Genomic DNA, 24006 nt, shown 5'->3' with positions numbered 1-24006 from the left:
CCCGCCCCGCCTGCGGGCGGTCGCCGCGCCCGGCCCACCGCGGCGCCCGGCCCACCGGCCGCCGTTCCCGGCCCGCCGGCCACGGGGCCCGGCTCACCTTCCGCCGGGCGTGCTCCCGGTGTCCGCGGCCCCGCCGGAGCGGGTGATCGTGCCGTTGCCGGGGTGGGTGTCGACCCGCCCGGTGAGCCCGCGCAGGACGACGTCCCCGTTGCGGCTGTGGACGGTGACGTCAATGCCGGCCGGGACGACGAAGGCGTAGTCGGTGTGGTCCCGGGGGGTGTCGCGGATCGGGGTGCAGACGAATCCCTCGTCGCACACGAGGCCGATGGTGAGGGAGCCGCCCCCTGACGACTCCACGCGCGGGGCGTCGCCGTGGTGCCGCCGCGCCACGCGGACCTCCGTGACGTCGGCGCCGACGACCTCTATGTCCCCGTGGTCGGTGGTCACGTGGAGGGTGCGCACCCCGGGGTAGACGGTCTGCTCCGGCGCCTCCACCCGGTTCGAAACGGAGACCGCCACCATCACCACCAGCGCCGCCACGAGCGGGACCCCGGCGAGGATCCACAGGCCGAACCCCGCCAAGGCCGACGCCCCCGGCTCCGGGCCGTCGAACGGCCAGGGAGAGGTCCGGGGGGAGGTCGCGGAACGTGCCGTGCGCATGCGGGATCGTCCTTTCGGCCGGGGCGGGAAGCCGGTGCCCGAGGTGATGGGACGTTCGTACGGCATCGGGCATGCACCGCGCTTGCAGGATGGTTACGCGCCGCCGGGCGGCCCGCGGCGGGAAACCGGGAAATGTCGCCCGCGCTCGCTATGGTCCGGGCGACTCCAATCGATCGGGACGGGATGGCGATGGGTGCGAAGACCGGGATCCTGGTGCACGCCGACGGCGACGTCGCGGAGGTGCTGCGCCGCGCGCCGCCGCTCGACCGGGACGCCTGCCGGCTCCTGGTCTCCCGGCTGTACGCCGGCGAGCGGGTCGAGGAGATCGGAGACGGCTGCCTCGGCGAGAGCGCCTACCCTCCCGAGGGCGTCGTCTACGTGGGCTGCTTCCCCGGGGTGGAGATCGTCACCGACCTCGCCCTGATGGTCGACCGCCCCTCCGAGCTCTTCCCCCGGCACGTCGCGCGGGGCGGGCGGCGCACCTACCTGCACGCGATGCACAGCGTGGTCGACTGGCTGGCCTTCGGCGTCTGGCACGACGGGGTCCAGATCCGCTCGCTGAGCATGTCCCCCGACGACGGGATCATGGAGAGCGTCGGCGACCCGCTGCCCTTCGAGCTCCCCTACTGGGCGGGCGAGCACCCGGCCGACCCCCACCACGACTCCGACTACCCGTTCCCCTTCCACCCCCTCGACCTCGGCGAGGCGGCCCTGGAGTTCTTCTTCGGCTTCCGGATGGAGGGCCACCCCACCGGTATCGCCCCCTGCGACATCCCGCTCATGGGCTTCCGGGTGGACGGGCACGTCTGAGGCGCCCCCGCGGAGACGGACCGGCCCCGGCCGGTGACGGGCTCACCCGTCACCGGCCGGGGCCGGGCGAGGGCCGGGGCCGGGCGGGCCCCGGGGCTCGGCGGGGTTCAGCGGGATTCAGCGGGTGCGCGGTCGCAGGGCGAGGTAGAGGCCGGCCGAGACGAGGAAACCGACCGCGAAGGCGATGTCACCGACCGCCGGGACCAGTTCGGGGACGAGCCCGACGTACAGCTCCTGGTTGGAGAAGAGCCACACCGCCGACACGACGCCGACGACCATGGCGATCGGCCCGGCCCGGTTGCCGCGCCGCTCCTCGAACAGGGCGGGCTCGGCCACCTGTCCCCGGCGCAGGTAACCGTCCACCAGGACGACGCCCAGCCAGGGGCCGATCCAGTACGAGATGACCAGCAGGAACGCCTCGTACTTGTGCCCGGCGTCCTCCAGGCCGGACAGCGCGACCAGGAACCCGATCACCCCGCAGGCCAGGGCCGTGATCGCCCTGCGGAGCGTCAGCGGCAACCGCACCCCCATGGTGAGCAGGGACATCGCGCCGGAGTAGACGTTCAGCGCGTTGGCCGAGACCGAGCCGAGGGCGATCGCAAGCAGGGTCAGGCCGGCCACGAAGCCGGGCAGGTGCCCGGTGAACGCGGAGACGGGCTGACCGAGGGCGTCGCCGCCGATGGTCACCGACGCGGCCCCGACGATCTCCAGGAGCACGCAGGGGACGAACACGCCGAGACCGGCGTACAGGCCCACGGCCCGCCTGCTCGACTCCGGCGGCAGGTAGCGGGTGTAGTCGGCGGCGTACGGGTTCCAGCCGGCGGTGTAGCCGAAGGTCGCGCCGACCGTCAGCAGGAACCCGCCCAGCCCGCCGCCGCTGCCCGCGAAACCCGGCTGCGCCTTCGACAGGATGACGACCGAGGCCACCGCGAAGATCACCGCGAGGATCGGGAAGGCGTACCGCTCGAAGGCCTGCACGAGGTTGTGCCCGAAGAAGCCGAGGACGACCATGGCCGCGACCACGACCACCAGGCAGAGCCAGGCGGGCAGGCCGGTGAGCGTGTTGAGCGCCAGCGCGCCGCTGACGCTGTTGACGGCGAACCAGCCGATGCCCGCGGCCACGGTGTTGAAGGCCGAGGGGATGAGGTTGCCCCAGTAACCGAAGGGCAGCCGTCCCAGGACCATCTGCGGGAGCCCGGCAGAGGGGCCCCGGGCGGAGAGCACGCCGTGCGAGATGGCGCCCAGGCCGGTGCCGACGACGACGGCCAGGACCGCCTGCCAGAAGCTCAGCCCGAACGCGGCCACCGCGAGCACGCCGAGGAAGATCGTGGCGAACTCCAGGTTGGGCGACATCCAGGTCCACAGCAGCTGCCGCGGCGTGCCGTGCCGCTCGGCGAGCGGGATGAACTCGACGCCGCCGGGTTCGACGGCGGCGACCCTGGCGCCGTACTCACCCTCGCGTACCGCGGTGCCGGGGGGTTCCAGAACCTTCATACCGTGATCGCCCTCAGTTTCTCGAGGAGGTAGTCGGACGCGACGACGGGCTCGTAGGCGACCCTGCCGATCGGCGGGGCGAGCGACTCGACCTCGGCGAGCGGGTCGCACTCGTAGAAGTAGATGAGGGAGACGAGTTCCTCGTCCGGGGCCGTGGGGTCGGGCGGCAGCACCCGGTGCCGGGTGGAGCGCCAGCGGTCGCCCGTCCAGCGCGCGAGGAGGTCGCCGATGTTGATGGTGAAGGAGTCGGCCACGAACGGGGCGTCGATCCACTCCCCGTCCAGGGTGAACACCTGCAGGCCGCCGACGCCAGGCTGGCGCTCCAGGATGGTGACGGTGCCGAAGTCGGTGTGCGGGCCGATCCGGAACTGCCCCGGCTCCGGCTCCCCCACCTGCGAGAGCGGCGGGTAGCGGTTGATGTTCATGGTGTACGACGGGTGCGTGGCCCGGGAGGTGAAGAAGTCGTCCGGCAGGCCGAGCGCGGCCGCGCAGATCACCAGGAGCTCGTCGGCCAGGGCCCGCATCCGGCCCAGGTAGTCGGTGACGAGCCCCTGGAGTTCGGGGACCTCCGCGGGCCAGACGTTGGACGGGAACCACGCGGCGTCGATCTCGGGACGGCCGATCGGCTGGTCGGCGCCGACGGCGAACGTCTCCTTGAGATCGGGCGGGGTGGGTGTGCCCTCGGCGTAGCCGTTCGCCTCCACGCCCGGCGGGAGCCATCCCCGCTCGCCGACCGTGGCGGCGTAGCGGTCCTTGACCGCGTGCGGCAGGCCGAAGAAGCGCTTGGCGGCGTCGCGGAGGTCGGCGCGGAGCCCGGCCGGGACGCCGTGGCCGGTGACGAGCAGGAAGCCGATCTCCCGGAGCGCCGCGTCGACCTGCCCGGCCACCTTCGCGCGGTCGTCGTCGCCGCCGTGGAACCAGGGGGTGAGATCGATGATCGGGACTGATTTCATCCGTCTTCTCCAATGTCTTCGTTCCACAGGGCCGGGTTGGCGGCGATGAACTCGGTCATCAGGTCGACGCACTCCTGGGAGTCGAGCACGAGCACGTCGACCCCGTGCCGCGCGAGCCACTCGTGCTGGCCGGTGAAGGTCCGGCTCTCCCCGACGATCAGGTGGGTGATGCCGAACTGGCGGACGAGGCCGCTGCAGTACCAGCAGGGCGACAGTGTGGTCACCATGGTGGTCCCGCGGTAGGTCTGCTGGCGGCCGGCGTCCCGGAAGGCGGCCGTCTCGCCGTGGACCGACGGATCGCCGTCCTGGACGCGCCGGTTGCGGCCCCGGCCGAGAAGGCGGCCGTCCGCGGCGAAGAGCGCGGCGCCGATGGGGATGCCGCCCTCGGCGTAGCCCTTCCGGGCCTCCGCCAACGCCACGTTCAGCATCGCGACCGGGCTGACAACGTTGCTGGTCATGGGCCCACTATCCCCGCCGGAGGGGACTTCGAGAACGGACAGATCGTCCATACTATTACTATCTTTAATGGACAATCCGTAAAGGGTCACCGATGCCACTGACGTTGCGCGAGCTGCTCTCCTTCGAGGTGCTGCGCGAGGCGCGGCCGGAGGTCCTCGCCGGGGAGGGCTCGCTCGACCGCGTGGTGCGCTGGGTCCACTCCAGCGAGATCTACGAGATCGGCCCCCTGCTGGCCGGCGGGGAGCTGCTGCTGACGACCGGGCTGGGGCTGGCGGGCACCGACCCGGGCGCCCGCCGGCACTACCTGCGGGAGATCGCCGGGCGCGGGGTGGCCGGGATCGCCCTGGAGCTGGGCCGCACCTTCCCCGAGACGCCGCGCGAGCTCGTCGAGGAGGCGCGCAGGCTGGACCTGCCGTTCATCGTGCTGCACGCGGTGGTGCCGTTCATCCGCATCACCGAGGACGCCAACACGCTGATCGTCGACTACGCGAGCAGGCGGCTCCGGCTCGGGGACTCGGCCACGCGCGCGCTCAACGAGGCGCTCATCGCCGGGGCCGGGGTCGCCGGGGTGCTCGCGACCGGGGCGGAGGTGATCGGCGCCTCCCTGATCCTGATCTCCGGCAGCGGCGCGCTGGTCGCCGCGCACGGCGTGGCCGGTGACCGGGAGGCCTGGCGGGCCGTCGACCACGCGGCCGCCGAGGCACCGGTCACCCTGCACGGGCAGCGGTGGGGGCGGCTCGTCGCGGGGCCGGGCTCGGCGCTGCCCGCCGACGACCTGGCGATCGCGCTGGAGCGTACGGCGGTGGCGCTGGCCCTGGCGATGCTCCGCACCGGCAGCCCGCCGAGCGAGCGGGACCGGCAGGCCTCGGCGCTGCTGCGGGACCTGATCGAGGGCACCGCCGAGGCCGACCCCTCGGTGCGGGCGGTGATGTCGGGCTTCCACCCGGCGGCGGACCACGTGCTCGTCGGCGTCGCGGCCGACTCCCCGGAGGCGGCCGCGGAGCTGGCGGTGATCGACCGGGCGGCCCACGTCCTGCGGACGCCCGCGCTCCGGGGACGGGTCTCCCGGCTGGTGCTCGGCGCGCTGTCCGTGCCGCGCGCGGTGACCGACGCGGTCGGAGCCGCTTCGCAGGCCCTGGACGAGGCCATGCGGCGGCTGAGCGCGCCGCAGTTGCGGGTCGCCGTCGGGCACCCGGCCGACGACCTCGGCGAGCTGGGTTCCTCGCTGCGTGACGCGCGGACCGCGCTGAGCCTGCGCCCGGCGGAGCGGCTGGTCAGCACCCGGACCCTGGCCCTGGACCTGGAGCTGACCCGGCACGGGGACGGCGGCCACGCCGCCGACCTGGTGCGCCGGACGATCGCACCGCTGGTCGAGTGGGACGCGGCGCATCGCACCAAGCTGGTCGGCACTCTGGAGGCGTTCCTGCTGCACGGGTGCAGCGCCACCCGGGCGGCCGCCGCGCTGCACCTGGGGCGCCAGTCGTTCTACCAGCGGCTGCAGCGCATCGAGGCACTGCTCGGCTACGCGGTGACCGACCCGGACGTGCACGCCGCGCTGCTGCTGGCCACGGCGGCACACCGGGTCGCGGGCCGGTGAGCGCAGGACGGGAGGCGCAGGAGGGTGAGCAGGGGCCGGTTGGCGCAGGACGCCCCGCCGGGCGCGAGAGCCGGGCTCCGGGAACCAGGCGGTCCGGAAACCAGGCGGTCCGGGAATCGCGACGACAAAGTGAATCTGACCGCCCCCGGCCGCTCGAATGACTGTCCGTGGGGCAGAGCCAACAGGTGGACAGCGGACGGCAGGGGCCCGGCGCGGTGCGGGAGCATCCGCCGCCCGGAAGAAGCGGGCCGGCGAGAGCGAGGGCGATGCGCGCGCTCGGCGCGGCGCTGCTGGCGGCCATGGTCGCCGCGCAGATCGCCTCCGGGCTGCACCCCCGGCCCGTCGCGCTGACCAGCGTGGTCGTCCTGCTGCTCGCGGCGAGCGCCCTGGCGTTCGCCGCGGCGGCGCACACCCCCGGCAGGGCCGCGGCGGCGCTGGCCGCCGCGGTCGCGACCGGCTACGCCGCCGAATGGGCCGGGATCAGAACGGGGATCCCGTTCGGCGACTACCACTACACCGACGTGCTCCGGCCCCAGCTCGGCGGGGTACCGGTGATCGTGGCCCTGGCCTGGGGCGGCATGGGGCTGGCCGCGCACGCCGCGGCCGCCGCCGCGGCCCCCCGGAGCCGCCCGGCGAGGGTCGCGCTGGGGGCGCTGGCGCTCACCGCGTGGGACCTGTTCCTCGACCCGCAGATGCTCCGGCTGGGGCTGTGGGTCTGGCACGACCCCGGCCCCTACCGGGGCGTCCCGCTCGGCAACTTCGCCGGCTGGATCGTGGTCTCACTGCTGGTCATGGCCCTGATCGAGCGCATCGTGGCCGATCCCGCGGCGCGGAGCGCCGGGCTGGTCGCGATCTACACGGTGATGGCGGTCATGGAGACCGCCGGTTTCGCGGCGGTCTTCGACCCGCCGGACCCGCTGGTCGCCACGGCCGGCGGGCTCTGCATGGGCCTGTTCGTCCTGCTCGCGTGGGGGCGCAGATGGCGGAAGTGATCGTGGTCGGCGGCGGGGTCGGGGGCATGGTCTCCGCCCTGCTGCTCGCCGGACAGGGACACCGGGTCCGCCTGTACGAGCGGCTCCCCCGGCTGGGCGGCAAGCTCGCCGAGCGCACCAGGGACGGCTTCACCTTCTCGATCGGCCCTTCGCTGCTGACCCTGCCGGGCGTCTTCGCCGGTCTCGGGCTGGAACTGGGCCTGGTGGAGCCCGCCGAGCTGTGCCGCTACCGCTTCGCCGACGGCTCGGAGCTGACCGCGTACCGCGACCCCGCGGCGACGGCCGCCGAGGTCGACCGGCTCGCCCCCGGGCAGGGCCGCGCCTGGCTGGCCTTCCACGGCTGGGCGCGGGAGTGCTTCGAGGCGTCGCGGCGCACCTTCTTCGCCGGGCCGCTCACCCGGCCGCCCACCGAGGCCCGCCTCTCGGACCTGCTGGCGGTGGCGCCCGGCCGGACGCTCGACGGCCTGGCCCGCCGGTTCTTCACCGACCGGCGCCTGCGCCAGTACGTGGGACGCTACGCGACCTACGCCGGCTCCAGCCCCTACCGGGCGCCGGCGGCGCTGGGCTGCATCCCCGCGATCGAGCACGGCGAGGGCGGGTGGTACGTCCCGGGAGGGCTGCCCCGCGTCGCCGACGCCCTGGCCCTGGCCCTGGAGAAGGCCGGTGTGGAGGTCACCACGGGCGCCGAGGTGGCGCGGGTGCTCGCCGACAGCCGGCGGGTGCTCGGGGTACGGCTGGCCTCCGGGGAGCGGGAGCACGCGGACGTCGTGGTGGCCAACACCGACGCGGCGGCGCTCTACGGGCGGCTGCTGCCCGACCGGCGGCGGCTGCGGCGCATCGCCGGGCTCGGCACCTCGTCCTCGGCGTTCCTCCTGCTGGCCGGGGTGGAAGGCAGGACCGAGGGGCTGGCCCACCACTCGATCGTCTTCTCCGCCGACTACGAGCGGGAGTTCGCCGACATCTTCGACCGGCGCAGACCGCCGGAGGATCCGACCGTCTACGTCGGCTGCTCGGCGGTCGACGACCCGTCGCAGGCCCCGCCGGGCACGGAGAACTGGGTCATGCTGGTGAACGTCCCGGCCCGCGACCCGGACCGGTGGCCGATGTCCCCCCAGGCGTACCGGGACCTGGTGCTCGAACGCCTGGCGGCGCGGGGCCACGACCTGTCGGGGCGGCTCCGGTTCGTGGACCTGTTCACCCCGGCCGACCTGCGCGACCGGTACGGCGCGTGGGGCGGCGCCATCTACGGCGGCGCCTACGCGGGGCGCCTGGCCCCCTTCCGCCGTCCCGGCAACCGGGGCCCCCGGCGCGGCCTGTACCTGGTGGGCGGCTCGGTGCATCCCGGCGGCGGGCTGCCGCTGGTCGCGATGGGCGGCCGCATCGTCGCCTCGCTCGTGCGGGAGGACTTCCCGGAGGCGGGGCGGCCCGCGGGGGAGGCACGGCGGTGAGGGTTCTCACCGCGCTGCAGGCCGCGGCCGCGGCGGTCGTCGTGGCGCGCCTGGCCGCCGGGCGCCGCCGCCTCCCGGCGCTGGTCCCGGTCGAGCCGGCGCCCGCGCGGATCACGGTCGTGATCCCCGCCCGCGACGAGGAGGCGCGCATCGCCCCCTGCCTGTCGGCCGTGCTCGCCGACCCGGCCGTCGCGGAGGTGATCGTCGTCGACGACGAGTCGCGGGACGGCACCGCCGCCCTGGCCGCGGGACTCGGCGCGAAGGTCGTGGCGGGGGCGCCCCTGCCCGCGGGCTGGGTGGGCAAGCAGTGGGCGCTGCGGCAGGGGGTCGAGGCGGCGGGCGGCGAGGTCGTGGTGACGCTCGACGCGGACGCCCGGCCCGCGCCCGGCCTGTTCGGCGCGGTCGCCGCGGCCCTGGACCGCTACGACCTGGTCACCGTCGGGCCCAGGTTCGTGTGCGACGGGCCCGTCGAGCAGGCGCTGCACGCGTCGTTCCTGGCGACGCTGGTCTACCGGTTCGGCCCGATCGGACCGCCCGCTCCCCCGGCGCCGCACCGCGTGGTCGCCAACGGCCAGTGCATGGCCTTCCGGCGCGCGGCGATGGCGGACGCCGACGGGTTCGCGCGGATCCGCGGGCACATGACCGACGACGTGGCGCTGGCCAGGGCCCTGGCCGCCGCCGGGTGGTCCGTCGGGTTCCTCGACGCCGGGGGTCTGCTGGAGGTCGACATGCACTCCTCGGCGGCCGAGGTGTGGCGGGAGTGGGGGCGCTCGCTGCCGCTGCGCGACGTCACCGGCCCGGGCCGGCAGGCCGCGGACCTCGCGGTGATCTGGCTGACCGCGGCCCTGCCGGTGCTGCGGCTGGCGGCCGGCCGGCCCACCCGGCTCGACCTGGGCCTGCTGGCCGTGCGGCTGCTGCTGGCGGGCGCGTTGCGGGGCAGCTACACCCGGCCGGGGCCGGGGACGCTGCTCTCCCCGCTGCTGGACCCGCTGGCCGCCGCGCGGCTGACGGGGGCGACGCTGCGCCCGGTGCGCAGCTGGCGGGGGCGCACGTACCCGGGGATCACGACCGGCGCCGCGCCCGCCCCGGCAGCGCGGCCGTCCCGGACCCCGCGGGCGGCCGCGGCGGCCGGGACGCCGCCGCCCCCGCAGGCCGGTCCGGGCGGGCGGACCGGGCTGCCTGGCCGAAGCGCAGCCCGATGAGGCACATCAGCAGGCCGGTCCCGGCGACGTGCTCGACCGGCGCGAAGAGCAACTGGAGGGCGGGGATGCCGAACACCCCGGCCCGCGCCCCGATCGCGAAGGACCGCGTCGCCAGGCCGGCCGCGACCAGCAGGGCGACCCCGAGCAGGAAGGCCGGAGGGCAGATGACGGCGAAGCCGCCCACGAAGGTGAGGATCGACCGCCCGCCCCGGAATCCCGCGAACACCGGCCAGGCGTGCCCGATCATCGCCGCGGCCGTCGCCGCGTACACGGGCACGGCGCTCGCGCCGCTCACCTCGCCGAACCCCGTGGTGTGCGCGCCGCTCGCGAACAGGGCGAGCAGCGCGGCGAGCGTCCCCTTGAGGGTGTCGCCCGCGAAGACGGGCGCCGCGGCCCGCCGGCCGAGCCGCTCCTTGACGTTCCAGAAACCCGGGTTGCGGTCGCCGACCTCGCGGGGGTCGAAGCCGTGCGCGCGGGCGACGAGCACGGCGACCGGCACGGACCCGAGAAGGTAGCCGCCGATGACCGCGACGAGCAGGGGAGCCATCGCTTCCTTTCACCTCACCAGGTATGCGGAGCTGGGGGCCATGCGTCACATGGCGTTCGACCGGCCGGTGCTGCGGAGCACCCCCGGGCTGCTGTTCTGGCGGCTGCTCGGCTCGGGTCGCGGGGCGTCGATGAGCCTGGGGGCCGACCTGCGGCGCTGGGCCCTGCTCGCGGTCTGGCGGGCGGAGCGGGACCTGGAGGGCTTCCTGGCGGAGTCCCCGGTGGCGGCCCGGTGGCGACGCGAGGCGCTGGAGTCGTGGCAGGTGCGGCTGGCCCCGCTGGCCTCGCGGGGCCGCTGGGGCGGGGTGGAGCCGTTCGGTCCCCTCCCGTCCGGTGCCGGGGACGGGCACGCCGCGGTCCCGGACGGGCCGGTCGCCGTGCTGACCCGGGCGTCGATCCGGCCTTCCCGCCTGGTGGCGTTCTACCGGTCGGTGCCCGCGGTGGACCGGTTGCTGCGGGAGCAGGGCGGCTGCCTGGCCTCGGTCGGGGTCGGCGAGTGGCCGCTGGCGCGGCAGGCCACGTTCTCGCTGTGGCGCGACGCCGCCGCGGTGCGGGACTTCGCCTACCGCGAGGGCGGGCACCGGCGGGTGATCGGCAGGACGCGCGCGGAGGGCTGGTACTCCGAGGAGCTGTTCGCCCGGTTCACCCCCTACGCGAGCGAGGGCACCTGGAACGGCGCCGACCCGCTCGCCTGACCGCCCCGGCGGCCCGCCGCCCGCGGCGCGCCTCATCGGGCCCCGCCCGGCCTCCGGCCGGTGCCTCGCGACACGGGGTGCGGCGCGGGGCACCGGCCGCGCCCCTCGCGGCGTGCTCCCGGGCCGCGAGGGGGCACGGCCCCGCCCGGGGTCAACGGACCGGCTCCACCGCGAGGTGGTCCCGGACCCTGGCCACCACCCCGCCCCCGGCGAGACCGTGCGCCACCTCGCAGGCCCGGGCGATGGTCCTGGCGCGTGAGGATCCGTGCGCGACGACGACGGTGCCGTCCAGGCCGAGCAGGGCCGCCCCGCCGTGGGTCTCGGGGTCGTACCGGCCGGCCACCTCCCGCAGCGCCTCGGGGTCGGCCGCCCCGGCGCGGGCCATCAGCGTCAGCGCCGCCCGTACCGAACCCTCGACGTTCTTCAGCACCACGTTGCCGGTGAACCCGTCGGTGGCGATCACGTCGACGACGCCGGCGAGCACGTCGTGGCCCTCGACGAGGCCGTGGAAGCGGAACGGCAGCCCGGGGAGCAGCGCCTCGGCCCTGCGGGTGAGCCGGTTGCCCTTGCCGGGTTCCGAGCCGATCGAGAGCAGGCCGACCGACGGGTCGGCCACGTCCAGCACGAGCTGGGCGTAGGACGCGCCGAGCAGCGCGAACTGGGCGATCATCTCGGGTGTCGGGTCGGCGGTCGCCCCCGCGTCGATCAGCACGGTCGCCCCTCCGGTGAGCGAGGGCAGCGCGACGGCCAGGGCCGGGCGCAGCACGCCCTCCGCCCGGCCGATGCCGCGGATGGCGCACGAGACGACCGCGCCCGTCGAGCCGGCGGACACGAACGCCGACGCCGCGCCCTGCCGGACGAGGTCGCAGCCGACCGCCAGGCTGGTCTGGCCCGCGGAGACGGCGCCGGTGCCCCGCTCGGTCATCGGGATGGCGTCCTCGGCGTGCACGACGTCGATCTCCCCCGCGGCGCCGTGCCGGGCGAGCTCGGCGCGGATCCGCCCCGCCTGGCCGATGAGCACCACGGGGACGCCGCGGTCGCGCCGGGCCAGGACCGCCCCGGCGACCGTCTCGGCTGGTCCGTGGTCTCCGCCCATCGCGTCGACGACCACCGGCTCCGACATGGCGTCCTCCTGACGACGGCGTTCGGCGGGCGCGGGGCGGGTGCCCGCACCCGGGTTCACGGGACCTCGGCGGTCACCCGGCGTTCGGCCCGGTCGGCCGCGGACGCCGCGAGCAGGTGCCGCGCGAAGATCGCCAGTCTCTGCCGCCGGGGCACGGCGGCCCGGCGGCGGAGCACGTCGTGGCCGGCGGCCTCGATCCGGTCGAGGATGCCCCCGTACAGCTCGTAGGCGGCGCGGATGCACGGCCGGGATGAGGGGGTCAGCAGGTCGATGCCCGCCAGGGCCTCCCGGTAGTGGCCGCGGGCCCGCCGGATCTCGAAGGCGAGCAGGTCGCGCAGGGCCGGGGTGGGGGCGCGGCGTCCCAGGTCGGCCGCGGCCACGCCGAAGGTGTCCAGGTCTTCCAGGGGCAGGTAGATCCGGCCGCGGACCAGGTCCTCGGCGACGTCGCGCAGGAAGTTGGTCAGCTGGAAGGCCAGCCCGAGCCGGCGCGCGGGCTCGCGGGCCCGCTCCTCCATGCCGGGCAGCGGCTCCAGCACGGGCAGCATCATGGTGCCGATCACCGCCGCCGAGCCCTCCATGTAACCGAGCAGGTCGTCGTAGGTGGCGTACCGGGTGACGGTCAGGTCGGCGCGCATCGAGCGGAGGAACGCCTCGATGTCGCCGTGGTCGATGCCGAACGAGCGCACGGTCTGCGCGAACGCGGGCAGCACCGGGTCCTCGACGGCGCCGCCGGCCAGCGCGGCGGACAGGCGGGCGGACAGGTCGTCCAGGGCCCGGGCCCGGTCTCCCGTCATGGTGAAGGAGTCCACGATCTCGTCGGCGTAGCGGGCGAAGCCGTACAGGGCGTGCACGTGGGGACGCTTCCAGGCGGGCAGCAGCAGGGTGGCCAGGTAGTAGGAGCGGCCGTGCCGGGCGTTGAGTCTGCGGCAGCGCTCGTAACTCGCGGTCAGGGTCATCGGGAGGCCTCCAGAACGCGTTCCGCGGCCAGCCGGCCGGAGACGAGCACCGGGGGTACCCCTACCCCCGGAGCGGTGTACATGCCTGCGAAGTGCAGTCCGGGGACGCGCCGGGCGGCGCCCGCGGGCCTGAACCACGCCGTCTGGGTGAACCGGTGGTCGAGGGCGAAGGGGGTGCCGCCCGAGTGGCCGAGCCCCGCCCAGGTGGGCGGGTCGAAGGCGAGCCGCGGGGCGCCGGACAGGTCGCCGTAGCCGAGGTCGGCGAGCCTGCCGAGGAGCCGGTCCGTCAGGCGCGGGGCGAGCCGTTCCCAGTCGGCGCGGCCGCGGAGGTTGGGGGCCGGTTCCAGCACGGTGAGGGTGGCGTGGCCGGCGGGCGCCGCGGCGGTGTCGGACTCGGGGTAGGTGACCAGCAGGTTGGGGTCGGGCTGCGGCCGCCCGGCCATGAGGGCGGTGAAGGTCGCGTCCCACTCCCGGCCGAAGTGCAGGGTGTGGTGGGCCTGCCCGGTGAGCTTCCGGTCGAGGCCGAAGTGGAGGACGAGGCAGGACGGCGAGTACCGGGGGTGGCGCAGCCGCCAGTCGCGGGCCTCCGCGGGCAGCAGGCCCTCGGCGTGGGCGCGGGGCAGGTCGCCGGCGACCACGACGTGGTCCGCGGGCAGTCGCTCGCCGGTGTCCAGCAGGACGCCGGACACACCGGAGTGTCCCGTCTCGACCCGGGTGGCGCGCACGCCGTAGCGGAACCGCGCCCCGGCCTTCTCCGCCACCGCGGCCATGGCCTGCGGGATGGCGTGCATGCCGCCGTGCCGGGGGAAGAAGACACCGCCGACGGTGTCCATGTGGGCGATGACGGCGTAGATGCCGAGCGCCTGCCGCGGCGAGAGGCCCACGTACAGGGCCTGGAAGGTGTGCGCCTTGACCAGCCTGTGGTCGGTGAGGTGGCTCCTGACGAGGCCGTCCAGCCGCCGGAAGCCGCCCATGGCCGCCAGCCGGGCCAGGGCGCGCGGCTGGACGAGGCCGCGCAGCCGGGTCATGTCGCGGTCGATGAAGGAGGGCCACTCGGCGGCGAACAGCTCGCGGAGCCGGGCGCGGAAGCGCCGGTACCGGTCGGCCTCCGCGGCGCCGCACAGCGCGCGCACCTGCTCGGCCATGGCCTCCTCGCCGGCGACCACGTCCAGGTGGGAGCCGTCGTGGTAGCGCAGCCGGTAGTACGGGTCCAGCCGCCGCAGCGGGAGCCAGGTCTCCAGGTCCTCCCCGGCGGCGGCGAAGACGTCGGCCAGGACGTCCGGCATGGTCAGCACCGAGGGGCCGGTGTCGAAGCGGTACTCGCCCAGGGAGGCGGTCCCGCAGCAGCCGCCGGGCGTCCGGCCGGCTTCGACGACCGTGACGTCCCGCCCGGCGGCGGCCAGCCTGACGGCCGCGGCCAGGCCGCCGAGACCGGCTCCGATCACCACGATCCGGCTCACGCGATCCTCCTCGCCGCCAGGTCGGCGAGTTCCGCCAGTCCCGTCACCGCCTCGTCGGGGACGCCGCCCGCGCCGAGGGCGGCCACCGCGCGGGCGACGAGGTCCCCGATGCGCTCCTCGGCGGCCTCCAGCGCCCCGGTGGCGGTGATCAGCGCGCGGGCGGCCTCGACGTCGTCCTCGCCGCACACGTTGTCCAGCAGCGCCGCGCCGTAGGCGCCGGCCCGCTCGCGCGCCACCGCGGTCAGCCGGGTGTGCTTGCCCTGCCGCAGGTCGGCGCCGGCGGGTTTGCCGGTGACGGAGGGGTCGCCGTAGACGCCGAGCACGTCGTCGCGGAGCTGGAACGCCTCGCCCAGCGGGAGGGCGTAGGCGCTGAGCACGGCGCGCAGCCGGGGGTGCCCGCCCGCGACGGCGTGCCCCAGGTGCAGAGGGCGCTCGACGGTGTACTTGCCGGACTTGTAGGTGGAGATGCGGCCGGCCTCCGCCACGTCGCCGCGGCGCCTGGCGGCGTGCGCCAGGTCGAGGTACTGCCCGCCGATGACCTCGCCGCGCAACTGGGTGAACACCTCCAGCGCGGCGGGCAGCCGGGGCCCGCAGTGCAGCAGTGCCGCGTCGGCCCAGGTGTAGGCGAGCAGGCCGAACAGGATGGCGGTGGACTCGCCGAAGCGCCCGGCGCTCCCCCACCACCCGCGCGCCCGGTGGTGGCCGGCCATCGTCAGGTGGACCGTGGGCCGACCGCGCCGGGTGCCGGCCTCGTCCATGACGTCGTCGAGGATCAGCGCGCTCGCGTGCACCAGTTCCACGGCGCAGCCGGCGGCGAGGACGGCCTCGTCGTCCGGTGAGCCGCCCGCCGCGCGGTGCCCCCAGTAGACGAAGGCGGGTCGCAGCCGTTTGCCGCCCGCGCGGACGAACCCCGGCAGGACCTCGCGCAGAACCTCCAGGTCCTCGCCGAGGAAGGCGAGCTTCTCCGTCTCCCGTTCGAGAAGCCGGTCGAGATGGTGGTCCATCCGCTCACGAAGCCGATCGGTCTCGCGGGTGACGGCGACCATGGGCATCACTCCTCTGCGTCGACAGTGAGAACTTCGCAAGCGAGACCGCGTTCGGATGCGCCCGCGTGGCGGCAGGATCGGACGGCGCGGCGATCGGCACGTTTCGGGCGATCCATCCCCGTGGGGACCTGCGGGTAAATCAACTCATCACGCAAGAAGCCGTAAAACCGTAAAGATGCAAAAGCGGTCCGGTCCGCCGCGGGGAACCCGCCCCGGTCCCCATGCCCGGAGGGGGTCCCACCGTCGTCGCCGGGCTTCCCCGATCAGGTGCGGGCCCGCCGCCCGGCCGGACCCGCGACCGGCCGGGCAGCGGGCCGTCATCGGTTCGGACCTCACCGGCCTGAGCCGCCGCGCTCACGATTCGCGTGCCGTCCCGAAGTATCACCGGGACTCGCGGGTGGAAGTCCTCAGTCCTCGCTTGGGACCGGCTTGTGGAGCACCTCCGCTGCTCACAACGCCGGCGCGGCGACATGCCTGTCGTCGAAAGCTTCGGCGGACGACAAAACGCTCCAAGGCATCCACAAGGGCTTCAAGCTGCTCACAACGCCGGCTGGCATCGTGACCCGTGCCGGGAGGGCGGGTCCGGAAAGCCCTCGCCGACACGTCACCCGGCGGAACCACGGGCCGGACCGCCGGATTCACCTCCCTACGCTCTCCACGATCGTGCCGCGATCCGGCGCGTGGTCGTGGACTCATCGGCTTCTCCACGAAAAGCAGTAAGGGACTGTCAGCATGACACCGACCGGTGGAACTCGTTCCAGGTCCGAGCCGATCGCGGTGGTCGGCATGGCCTGCCGGCTGCCCGGCGCACGCTCCCCCGAAGAACTGTGGGAGCTGCTGCGCCGCGGCGACAACGCGATCTCCGAGATCCCTCCGGACCGGTTCCCGGTCGAGGAGTTCCATCACCCCGTCCCCGGCACGCGCGGGAAGCTGTCCTCCCGGTACGGAGGGTTCGTCTCCGGGGTCGACGAGTTCGACGCGGAGTTCTTCGGCATCTCCCCGCGCGAGGCCGCCCGCATGGACCCGCAGCAGCGCATGGCGATGGAGGTGGCCTGGGAGGCGTTCGAGGACGCCGGCCTGACGCTCGAGCAGATGCCCGGCCTGACCGGGGCGGTCTTCATGGGCGTCATCACCAGCGACTACTGGGACCTGCAGTCCGGAGCCGTCGACGAGCTGGACGTGCACACGGTCACGGGCAGCACCCGCGGCGGCAACGCCGGCCGCATCTCCTACGCCCTGAACCTGTCGGGGCTGAGCGTGGCCCTCGACGCCGCCTGCTCGTCCTCCCTGGTCGCCATCCAGCTCGCGGTCCAGTCGCTGCGCGCCGGATCGTGCGACCTGGCCTTCGCCGGCGGAGTGAACCTCATCCTCACCCCCGACCACGCCATCGGCTTCTCCCAGGGATCGATGATGGCCCCGGACGGCCAGTGCAAGACCTTCGACGCCCGCGCCGACGGCTACGTGCGCAGCGAGGGCGCCGGCGTCGTCGTGTTGAAGACACTGTCGCGGGCGCTGGCCGACGGCGACCGCGTCCACGCCCTCATCCGCGGCGGGGCCGCCAGCAACGACGGGCACGGCGAGAGCTTCATGGCCCCGCAGGTCCCCGGGCAGCGCAAAGGCCTGGAGGCCGCCTACCGGGACGCGGGGGTGGACCCGGCGAGCGTCGCCTACGTGGAGGCGCACGGCACCGGCACCGGCGCCGGCGACCCCGTCGAGATCGCCGCGCTGGCCGCGGTCCTCGGACCGGGCCGCCCGGCCGACCGGCCGCTCCTGGTGGGCTCGGTCAAGACCAACCTCGGCCACACCGAGGGCGCGGCCGGTGTCACCGGCCTCATCAAGGCCGCGCTGTGCGTCAAGCACGGCTGGCTCCCGGCCAGCCTCAACTTCACCACCCCCAGCCCCGCCATCCCCTGGCAGGAGATCCCGGTGCGGGTGTGCGACCGGGGACAGCCCTGGCCGGAAGGGACCGGCCCCCGCAGGGCCGGGGTCAGCAGCTTCGGCATCGCCGGAACCAACGCCCACATCGTCGTCGAGGAGCCACCACCGGTTCCGCAGCCGGAGACGCCCGCGGACGGCGACGGCCGGCCGGTACTGCTGCCGCTATCCGCGCGCAGCCCTCGGGCGCTGGCAGCCCTCGCGGGACGCTACCGCGACCTGCTCCGCTCGCAGGCGGCGCCCCTGGGACGGGTGGGCGCCGCGGCGGGCGTGCGACGCACCCACCACGACGTCCGGCTCGCGGTGGTCGCGGACACGGCCGAGGACGCCGCCGCCCGGCTGGACGCCTTCGCCGCGGACGGCCACGCGGAGGGCGTCCACACCGGCGAGACCGACACCGCCGGACCCGGCACCCGGCACAGGACCGCCTGGGTGTTCCCCGGGCACGGCGCCCAATGGCTGGGCATGGGCCGCGACCTGCTCGCCGGCGAACCGGTCTTCGCCGAGGCGATCGCCGCATGCGAGAACGCCCTGCGCCCCCACGTCGACTGGTCGCTGACCGCCGAACTCACCGCGCGCCCGGAGACCTCCCGGCCGACCGCGCCCGAACCCTGGTCGCCGCAACCGGCGGGCAGGTGAGCGGGGCGGCCGGCAACTCCCCCACCTCCTGCGTCCTCGCCGGCGACCCCGAGAAGATCGACGCCCTGCTCCGCGACCTGGAGGCCGAAGGGATCTTCGGGCGCCGGGTCCAGGTGGACTTCGCCTCCCACAGTCGGCAGATGGACCCGTTGCGCGCCCCCCTGCTGGACCTGCTGGCATCCATCCGCCCCGGGCCCGGCGAGGCGCCGCTGTACTCCACCGTCACCGGCCGCCCCCTCACCGGACCGGAGATGGACGCGGCCTACTGGGCCGACAACCTGCGCGAGCCGGTGCTGTTCGCCGACGCCGTCCAGCGCCTGGCCGAGGCCGGGTTCGACACCTTCGTCGAGTTCAGCCCCCACCCGCTGCTCGCCCGCGCGGTGCGGCAGAACCTGCGCCATGCCGACCGGGACGCAACCGTGGTCACCGTGCTCACCCGGGAGACGCCCGGCCGCGCCGCCCTGCTGCACGCGGCGGCCGAGCTGTACACCACCGGCCGTGAGGTGGACCTCACCCGGATCCAGCCGTACGACCGGCACGACGTCTCGCTGCCCTCCTACCCCTGGCAGCACGAACGCCACCGGAGGCACTTCAGGAAGGCGGAGGCGGAGAAGAACCGGATCAGGTACGACAGCGCCGGCCACCCGATCACCGGCACGGCGCTGAGGCTGGCCCCCGGCGACCACATGTCGTGCACGACAGCATCGCCACGGACATGGGACGTTACATCTTCCATCCGGCGCTGCTGGACTCGGCCCTCCAGCCGGTGATGACCCTGCTCGACGCCACCGGCGCCGCGCAGGACACCTACCTGCCGGTGCGCACCGCGCGCTGCCGCGTGCACGCCCGGCCGGAGCCGGGCCGCCGCCTGTGGTCCCGCGCCGTACGGGCATCCGCGCCGCCGGGGGAGGACCCGGTCGAGTTCGATGTCCTGGTCGGCGACGACGCCGGCCGGCCGGTCGCGACCATCGAGGGTTTCCGCCTCAGGAAACCGGCCGCGGACTCACCCGAGATGGCCGAGCAGAAGGCGCGACCGCTCCTCCACGGCGTCGAGTGGACGGAGCTGGAACCGCTCCCCCGCCCGCCCCTGGAACAGGCGAGCTGGCTGGTCGTGACCGGCTCCCCCCTCGGGTCGCGGCTGCGCGCCGCTCTCGCCGAGGGCGGGAGCCGGGCGGTCCTGGTCCAGCCCGGTGACGGCTACCGGGGCCGTCCTCAACGTCGACGGCGGCTATCTCGCGTAGGCGAGAACCTCGCGGCGCGTCCCCGCGGGCGGGCCGTCCCCGCGTCGTGCCCCCTTTCCCCGTCCGGTGTTCCGGGGCACGCTGGTTCCATGCGAAACGCTTTCGTCCATGATGCTGTCGTGGTGATGGAGCCGGAAGGGGACGTCGGTGCCCCGGGCGCGGCCGTCACCGCGGCGCTGTGCGGCCACTGGGAGCACCCGCCCCCGTGCCCGCTGGCTCCCCACCGCTGCCACGCCGACCGGGAACCCGCCGGAGTCCGCCTGCGGATTCTCTTCGCCGCCGAACCGGACCTGGAGGAAACGGTCCGGGAGCGCATCGACCGCGCGCTGCGGTCCGGCCGTCTGAGCGGTCCCGACGGCGTCGTCACGCGGTGGCGGCTGCGCGCGAGCGGGCGCGGTGACCTCGTTCCCGAGGAAGCCGCCCATGCCCGGCGCCTGATCGGCGCCTGAGCGGCCACGCGCGGGACGCGTTCCGCCGGCGTCGCCCGTGGCGGGGCCGGCGGACGGCACTGTCCGGCGCGGCGGCCGGCGAGTCCGTCATCGACCGGCGTACTCCAGGTCGATCGAGTCCAGGTGCGAGCCCCATCTCAGGTTCAGGCGCCAGCACCCCGGGCTCGGCAGGTCGATGATCGAAGGCCCGGGCCCGCCGTCGACCGTGATCCGCACCGGGGTGCCCCCGCCGTCCAGCCGGGCCTCGATCCGCAACGGATCGGACGGGACCGGCGGCACCCTCGACCGCCAGAGGATCTTGTTGCCCCGGTCCGGCATCGGCGGGCTGAACAGCGGATAGCCGAAGAGCACGGCGAGCATGTCACCCCGCCTGCTGGACACGTGGTGGATCTCCGCACCCGGCCGGAAGCCGGCCCGCGCCCATCGGGGCGGCTCGCCCCGGACGACCCGGGACGCGCATGGCGCCCCGGTGGCGTCCGCCGCCCGGCTCGGCCGCTCCCGCGCCGGAGTTCCCCCGTCCGTGCAGCCCATCGCCAAAAGCAGTACCGCGGTCACCATGATGTGGTTCGACCGTATCAAGCCCACCTCCGAGGTGGCTGGGAAACGGACTCACCGCCAACGTACTCGCGCCGGGCAGGCCCGGAAATCGGTTCCCCCGCATTCATCCCTGTCGTTGTCGGGCGGCGTGGTGATTCCGGGGTCTTCGTCTTCGGGCGGGGTCCGGGGGCGGGGTGGTGGGTGCCTTCCGGAGAAGGTCATGAGAAAGTGCTTTTGCTCGATCACAACGGACTCGTGACCACACCCAGGGGACTGGGCGGGACGGAGGCGGCGGTGCTTGAGGACGACGGACCGGGGGGAGCCCTCGCGGCGCCGGCGGGCGGCCGGTCGGCGGCGGGGGGCGCGACGATCCACCGGTCGCCCGCGGCGGGGGCCGTGACGACCCGCCGGTCGCCGGGGGCGGACCGCGTATGACGTCGCTGCTGGCCATCAGCGATCTGCACATCGGCTACCGGGAGAACCGGCGCATCGTCGAGGAGATGCGCCCCGTCTCGGCCTCCGACTGGCTGCTGGTCGCCGGGGACGTCTCCGAGAAGGTCTCCGACGTCGCGTGGGCCCTGGGGACGCTCCGCGAGCGGTTCGCGGCGGTGGTGTGGGCCCCCGGCAACCATGAGCTGTGGACGCACCCGGGCGACCCGGTCCAGTTGCGCGGCGAGGAACGTTACCGGCACCTGGTCGAGGTCTGCCGGAACCTGGGGGTGGTGACGCCGGAGGATCCGTACCCGATCTGGGAGGGGCCCGAGGGCCCGGTCGCCGTCGCCCCGCTGTTCACGCTGTACGACTACACCTTCCGCGTGCCCGGCGCGGCCACGAAGGAGGAGGCGCTGGCCCTGGCGTACGAGAAGGGGGTGGTCTGCACCGACGAGATGCTGCTCCACCCCGACCCGTACCCCTCGCGGGACGCCTGGTGCGAGGCGCGGATCACCGAGACGGAGCGGCGTCTGGCGGAGCGGCCGGCCGGGGTTCCCACGGTGCTCGTCAACCACTACCCGCTGGTCCGCGAGCCCACGCTGATCCTGCGCCACCCGGAGTTCGCGATCTGGTGCGGCACCGAGCGCACCGCCGACTGGCACCTGCGCTTCGACGCCCGTACCGTCGTCTACGGCCACCTGCACATCCCCCGGACCACCTGGCACGACGGCGTCCGCTTCGAGGAGGTCTCCCTGGGCTACCCCCGCGAATGGCGTCCGCGCCCCACCGTGCCCGGCCGGCTGCGCCGCGTCCTGCCCAGCCCGCAGCCCGTCGCATGATCGAGAAGATCCTGCCGCCGTGGGTGGCGAGCGCGGAGGCCTTCGACGACCCGCCGGGTGTGACGCTGTTCCCCGAGGAGGAGGTGGTGATCGCCCGCGCGGTCGACAAGCGGCGGCGCGAGTTCACCACCGCCCGGCACTGCGCCCGGCTGGCCCTGGACCGGATCGGGCTGGCCCCGGTGCCGATCCTGCCCGGCGAGCGCGGCGCCCCCGGCTGGCCCGAGGGCGTGGTGGGCGCGATCACCCACTGCGCCGGGTACCGGGCCGCCGCGGTCTCCCGGGAGGCGCTGAGCGTCGGCATCGACGCCGAGCCGCACGAGGCGCTTCCCGACGGCATCATCGACTCCATCACGCTGCCGGAGGAACGGGACGCGATGGCGCGGCTCGACTCCGGGGTCCACTGGGACCGGCTGCTGTTCAGCGCCAAGGAGAGTGTCTACAAGGCGTGGTTCCCGCTGGCCCGGCGCTGGCTGGGTTTCGAGGAGGCCCGCCTCGCGTTCTCGCCCTCCGGCACGTTCACCGCCCGGTTCCTCGTCCCCGGCCCCGTGGTGAGCGGCCGGGAGCTGACCGGTTTCACCGGCCGCTGGCTGGTGGCCGACGGGCTGGTGGTGACCGCCATCGCCCTGCCGCGCGCAACCCGCTGACAAGGGGGGCCAAGCGGTTCACAAGGGCGAGCCCCGATCTTTGTCCCGGGCGTGACCGGTAGTCGCCGCATGGAGCGTGTCAGCGGCTTCCGGTCGCAGCGGTGGCGCAGGCGACCCGCCCTCCCCGTGGCCTCGCCCTGCCCGGCGCTTCGCGGGGAGGAGTCCGAGGACATCCATCGAGGGGCTTGGGACATTGGACGACGTAAGCGGCGTGGAAGCGCGCTGGGTGAGCTGGAGCGAGGCCGGAGAGGAGATTCTGGACCTCCGGAGACGCGTGTTCATGGACGAGCTGGGCTGGCGGGAGGAGAGAATCCACCACGGCAGGGACTCGGACGGCCTTCACCTGTGCGCCCTGTCCGGCGGGAGGATCGTGGCGGCCATCTCCGCGTACGTCTACGAACCGGGAGCGCCCGAGCTGGCCGCCATGGAACTGCCCGGCGTGGACGGACCAACGGTGGAGATCGGCAAGCGGGTGGAACTCGCGGCGTATCGAGGCCGCCTCATCAGCGCGCAGATCGGGACCTCGATGCTGCGTCAGATCTGTGAGTCGCTACAACCGTCAAGATTTTTCCTTATTGTCCGGGTAAACGACCATAGGCACCTGATCGAGAGATATGCGAGAAGGAATTTCACCTACCACACCGAGATCGGCTCGGGGGACGACGCGATCGCGGTGATGAAGGTGGAGGGCGGGGAGGCCCTGGAGGAGTTCTACCTCAAGCATCGGGACCTGGCCAGGGAGTCGTCCCGGAGCGGCGGGATCCCGGTCCCCTCGCTTGTCCGGTTCCTCGTGGACAGCGCGCGCGGTGACCTCCTGGCGGTGGAACGCCTCGGGGCGGAGAACCATTACCTGGAGCTGCTGTCCCGCCGGGCGGAGGCACCCCGCCTGACCGCCCAGGGCCGGCTGATACTCGCCGAGCAGCGACCGCGCCTGGCCTCGGCACCGCTGCCGCCCGCGCCCGCGTCGCTGCTCGACATCGGCTCCGGGCCGGGTGAGTATCTGGCGGCGGTCGCCAAGGAGGGCCCGCTCGCCGGATATCGCGTGCGGGGCGTCGAACCCGCTGCTCAGCTGCTCGCCAGGGCCCGGGCCAACTTCCCGGAGTACACGTTCCGGCAGGGCACCGCGTACGCCACGGGCGAGGAGGACGCGTCGCACGACGTGATCACGGCGCACTTCCTGTTCGTCCATCTTCGCAGTCCAGACCTGGCCCTGCTCGAAATGCACCGGATTCTACGGCCCGGCGGACTCCTGTACGTGGTCGACGTCGACGACACCAGCTTCCGCGGCCCCAAGGCGATCCATCGCATGATCAGAACCTACGATTACCGCTACGCGGGTGACCGCATGGTCATGAACGACCTTCCAGGACGAGCCGCGGAGTTCGGTTTCCGGCTCGTCCGGCGTTCCGCCACGACGCTTCGCAACACGGGAGGCCCCGAACCGGTCTTCGGCCGGGACGAGATCCGCCTCGGGAGAGCGGAGGCGTGGAACCTCCTGTCCTTCGTCCGCTCGCAGCGCGGCCTCGACGAGATCGTCCAGGAGGCGGAGGAGCATTACCTCGCCACCGGGTGCGAGATCAGTCTGAACCTTGAAACCCAGGTGTACCGGATCCCCTCTCCTCAGGAGGACGGGCGCTGATCCCGGTCGCGTCACCCGCCGGCCTGGAGACTTCCCCGCCGCCCCGTGACGCGACCGGAACCGCCTACCGACCGTGCGGCCCTTCCCGACCGGTGAACTTGAGGGCTTCTTCGATCAGGGTCTCCACGATCTGCGACTCCGGGACGGTCTTGACAACCTCGCCCCTGACGAAGATCTGGCCCTTGCCGTTGCCGGAGGCGACGCCGAGGT

The 24006-nt window shown here is 74.4% G+C and carries 21 protein-coding genes and 2 pseudogenes; 12 read left to right on the top strand and 11 right to left on the bottom strand.

The features are described 5' to 3' along the window. Window positions 1–93: 93 nt before the first annotated feature. Entirely contained in the window at window positions 94–660 is a 567-nt protein-coding gene (locus tag ABD841_RS37505; protein WP_344981661.1) for a hypothetical protein, read from the bottom strand. A 189-nt stretch (window positions 661–849) separates the two neighbouring features. Between ABD841_RS37505 and ABD841_RS37500 the strand changes: the two genes are divergently transcribed. Next, window positions 850–1470, top strand: a complete 621-nt coding sequence (locus ABD841_RS37500; protein ID WP_344981659.1) for a DUF6928 family protein — start codon at window positions 850–852, stop codon at window positions 1468–1470. A 117-nt stretch (window positions 1471–1587) separates the two neighbouring features. Here the strand turns inward: ABD841_RS37500 and ABD841_RS37495 are convergent, their stop codons facing one another. From ABD841_RS37495 to ABD841_RS37485, 3 genes are read right to left on the bottom strand one after another with little or no spacing between them, the layout of a single operon-like run. Then, window positions 1588–2964 (bottom strand): purine-cytosine permease family protein, encoded by a 1377-nt coding sequence (locus ABD841_RS37495; RefSeq protein ID WP_344981657.1) that lies wholly within the window; start codon window positions 2962–2964, stop codon window positions 1588–1590. Beyond that, complete coding sequence (locus tag ABD841_RS37490) at window positions 2961–3917, bottom strand: isopenicillin N synthase family dioxygenase (RefSeq protein WP_344981655.1); 957 nt, start codon at window positions 3915–3917, stop codon at window positions 2961–2963. The genes ABD841_RS37495 and ABD841_RS37490 overlap by 4 nt, the downstream gene beginning before the upstream one ends. Then, window positions 3914–4375, bottom strand: a complete 462-nt coding sequence (locus tag ABD841_RS37485) for a nucleoside deaminase (RefSeq protein ID WP_344981653.1) — start codon at window positions 4373–4375, stop codon at window positions 3914–3916. The genes ABD841_RS37490 and ABD841_RS37485 overlap by 4 nt, the downstream gene beginning before the upstream one ends. Before the next feature lie 92 nt (window positions 4376–4467). Here ABD841_RS37485 and ABD841_RS37480 point away from each other — a divergent pair, with 92 nt between their 5' ends. From ABD841_RS37480 to ABD841_RS41010, 4 genes and pseudogenes are all read left to right on the top strand, one after another. Further along, on the top strand, window positions 4468–5973 hold the full coding sequence (locus ABD841_RS37480) for a PucR family transcriptional regulator (protein ID WP_344981651.1): 1506 nt from the start codon (window positions 4468–4470) through the stop codon (window positions 5971–5973). 266 nt (window positions 5974–6239) lie between these two features. Beyond that, entirely contained in the window at window positions 6240–6965 is a 726-nt protein-coding gene (locus ABD841_RS37475) for a carotenoid biosynthesis protein (RefSeq protein WP_344981649.1), read from the top strand. After that, entirely contained in the window at window positions 6953–8413 is a 1461-nt protein-coding gene (locus ABD841_RS37470; protein ID WP_344981647.1) for a phytoene desaturase family protein, read from the top strand. Before ABD841_RS37475 ends, ABD841_RS37470 begins: the two co-directional genes overlap by 13 nt. Beyond that, window positions 8410–9117, top strand: a pseudogene (locus tag ABD841_RS41010) (glycosyltransferase family 2 protein); the annotation flags it as partial. The gene ABD841_RS37470 and the pseudogene ABD841_RS41010, both read left to right, overlap by 4 nt. A gap of 358 nt (window positions 9118–9475) precedes the next feature. On the opposite strand, the gene ABD841_RS37460 reads toward ABD841_RS41010, so the two are convergent. After that, a complete protein-coding gene (locus ABD841_RS37460) occupies window positions 9476–10162 on the bottom strand; it encodes a glycerol-3-phosphate acyltransferase (protein ID WP_425582108.1) in 687 nt (228 codons plus the stop codon). Between ABD841_RS37460 and ABD841_RS37455 the strand changes: the two genes are divergently transcribed. Continuing rightward, entirely contained in the window at window positions 10137–10856 is a 720-nt protein-coding gene (locus ABD841_RS37455) for a spheroidene monooxygenase (RefSeq protein WP_344981644.1), read from the top strand. The genes ABD841_RS37460 and ABD841_RS37455 overlap by 26 nt on opposite strands. A gap of 151 nt (window positions 10857–11007) precedes the next feature. Here ABD841_RS37455 and plsX read toward each other — a convergent pair whose 3' ends face one another. From plsX to ABD841_RS37435, 4 genes are read right to left on the bottom strand one after another with little or no spacing between them, the layout of a single operon-like run. Then, entirely contained in the window at window positions 11008–11979 is a 972-nt protein-coding gene (gene plsX, locus ABD841_RS37450; protein ID WP_344981642.1) for a phosphate acyltransferase PlsX, read from the bottom strand. A 56-nt stretch (window positions 11980–12035) separates the two neighbouring features. Then, entirely contained in the window at window positions 12036–12935 is a 900-nt protein-coding gene (locus ABD841_RS37445) for a phytoene/squalene synthase family protein (RefSeq protein ID WP_344981640.1), read from the bottom strand. After that, a complete protein-coding gene (gene crtI, locus ABD841_RS37440) occupies window positions 12932–14395 on the bottom strand; it encodes a phytoene desaturase family protein (protein WP_344981638.1) in 1464 nt (487 codons plus the stop codon). Before crtI ends, ABD841_RS37445 begins: the two co-directional genes overlap by 4 nt. Next, on the bottom strand, window positions 14392–15447 hold the full coding sequence (locus ABD841_RS37435; RefSeq protein ID WP_344981636.1) for a polyprenyl synthetase family protein: 1056 nt from the start codon (window positions 15445–15447) through the stop codon (window positions 14392–14394). Before ABD841_RS37435 ends, crtI begins: the two co-directional genes overlap by 4 nt. A 726-nt stretch (window positions 15448–16173) precedes the next feature. On the opposite strand from ABD841_RS37435, the gene ABD841_RS37430 reads away from it, so the two are divergent. The 3 genes from ABD841_RS37430 to ABD841_RS37420 are packed head-to-tail and all read left to right on the top strand — an operon-like array spanning window position 16174 to window position 19705. Further along, the gene (locus ABD841_RS37430; protein WP_344981634.1) at window positions 16174–18015 is read left to right on the top strand and encodes a type I polyketide synthase; all 1842 of its coding nucleotides are present in this window, start codon (window positions 16174–16176) and stop codon (window positions 18013–18015) included. Next, entirely contained in the window at window positions 18012–18785 is a 774-nt protein-coding gene (locus tag ABD841_RS37425) for an acyltransferase domain-containing protein (protein ID WP_344981632.1), read from the top strand. The genes ABD841_RS37430 and ABD841_RS37425 overlap by 4 nt, the downstream gene beginning before the upstream one ends. After that, entirely contained in the window at window positions 18731–19705 is a 975-nt protein-coding gene (locus tag ABD841_RS37420) for a polyketide synthase dehydratase domain-containing protein (protein ID WP_344981629.1), read from the top strand. Before ABD841_RS37425 ends, ABD841_RS37420 begins: the two co-directional genes overlap by 55 nt. Before the next feature lie 87 nt (window positions 19706–19792). On the opposite strand, the gene ABD841_RS37415 is transcribed toward ABD841_RS37420, so the two are convergent. Next, a complete protein-coding gene (locus ABD841_RS37415; protein ID WP_344981627.1) occupies window positions 19793–20263 on the bottom strand; it encodes a hypothetical protein in 471 nt (156 codons plus the stop codon). A 410-nt stretch (window positions 20264–20673) separates the two neighbouring features. Here ABD841_RS37415 and ABD841_RS37410 point away from each other — a divergent pair, with 410 nt between their 5' ends. The 3 genes from ABD841_RS37410 to ABD841_RS37400 all read left to right on the top strand — a co-directional run bounded on the left by ABD841_RS37410 (window position 20674) and on the right by ABD841_RS37400 (window position 23796). Further along, window positions 20674–21513: a metallophosphoesterase family protein gene (locus ABD841_RS37410; RefSeq protein WP_344981625.1), complete on the top strand. Its 840-nt coding sequence runs from the start codon at window positions 20674–20676 to the stop codon at window positions 21511–21513. Beyond that, a complete protein-coding gene (locus tag ABD841_RS37405; RefSeq protein WP_344981623.1) occupies window positions 21510–22157 on the top strand; it encodes a 4'-phosphopantetheinyl transferase family protein in 648 nt (215 codons plus the stop codon). Before ABD841_RS37410 ends, ABD841_RS37405 begins: the two co-directional genes overlap by 4 nt. Before the next feature lie 193 nt (window positions 22158–22350). Further along, entirely contained in the window at window positions 22351–23796 is a 1446-nt protein-coding gene (locus tag ABD841_RS37400; RefSeq protein ID WP_344981621.1) for a methyltransferase domain-containing protein, read from the top strand. A gap of 64 nt (window positions 23797–23860) precedes the next feature. Here the strand turns inward: ABD841_RS37400 and ABD841_RS37395 are convergent. Then, window positions 23861–24006, bottom strand: a pseudogene (locus ABD841_RS37395) (flavodoxin-dependent (E)-4-hydroxy-3-methylbut-2-enyl-diphosphate synthase); the annotation flags it as partial.

The sequence above is a fragment of the Streptosporangium fragile genome (genome assembly GCF_039534445.1).
Lineage (GTDB): Bacteria > Actinomycetota > Actinomycetes > Streptosporangiales > Streptosporangiaceae > Streptosporangium > Streptosporangium fragile.
The sequence above is the reverse complement of the archived record's forward strand: the minus strand, read 5'-3'. Positions and strand labels throughout refer to the sequence as shown.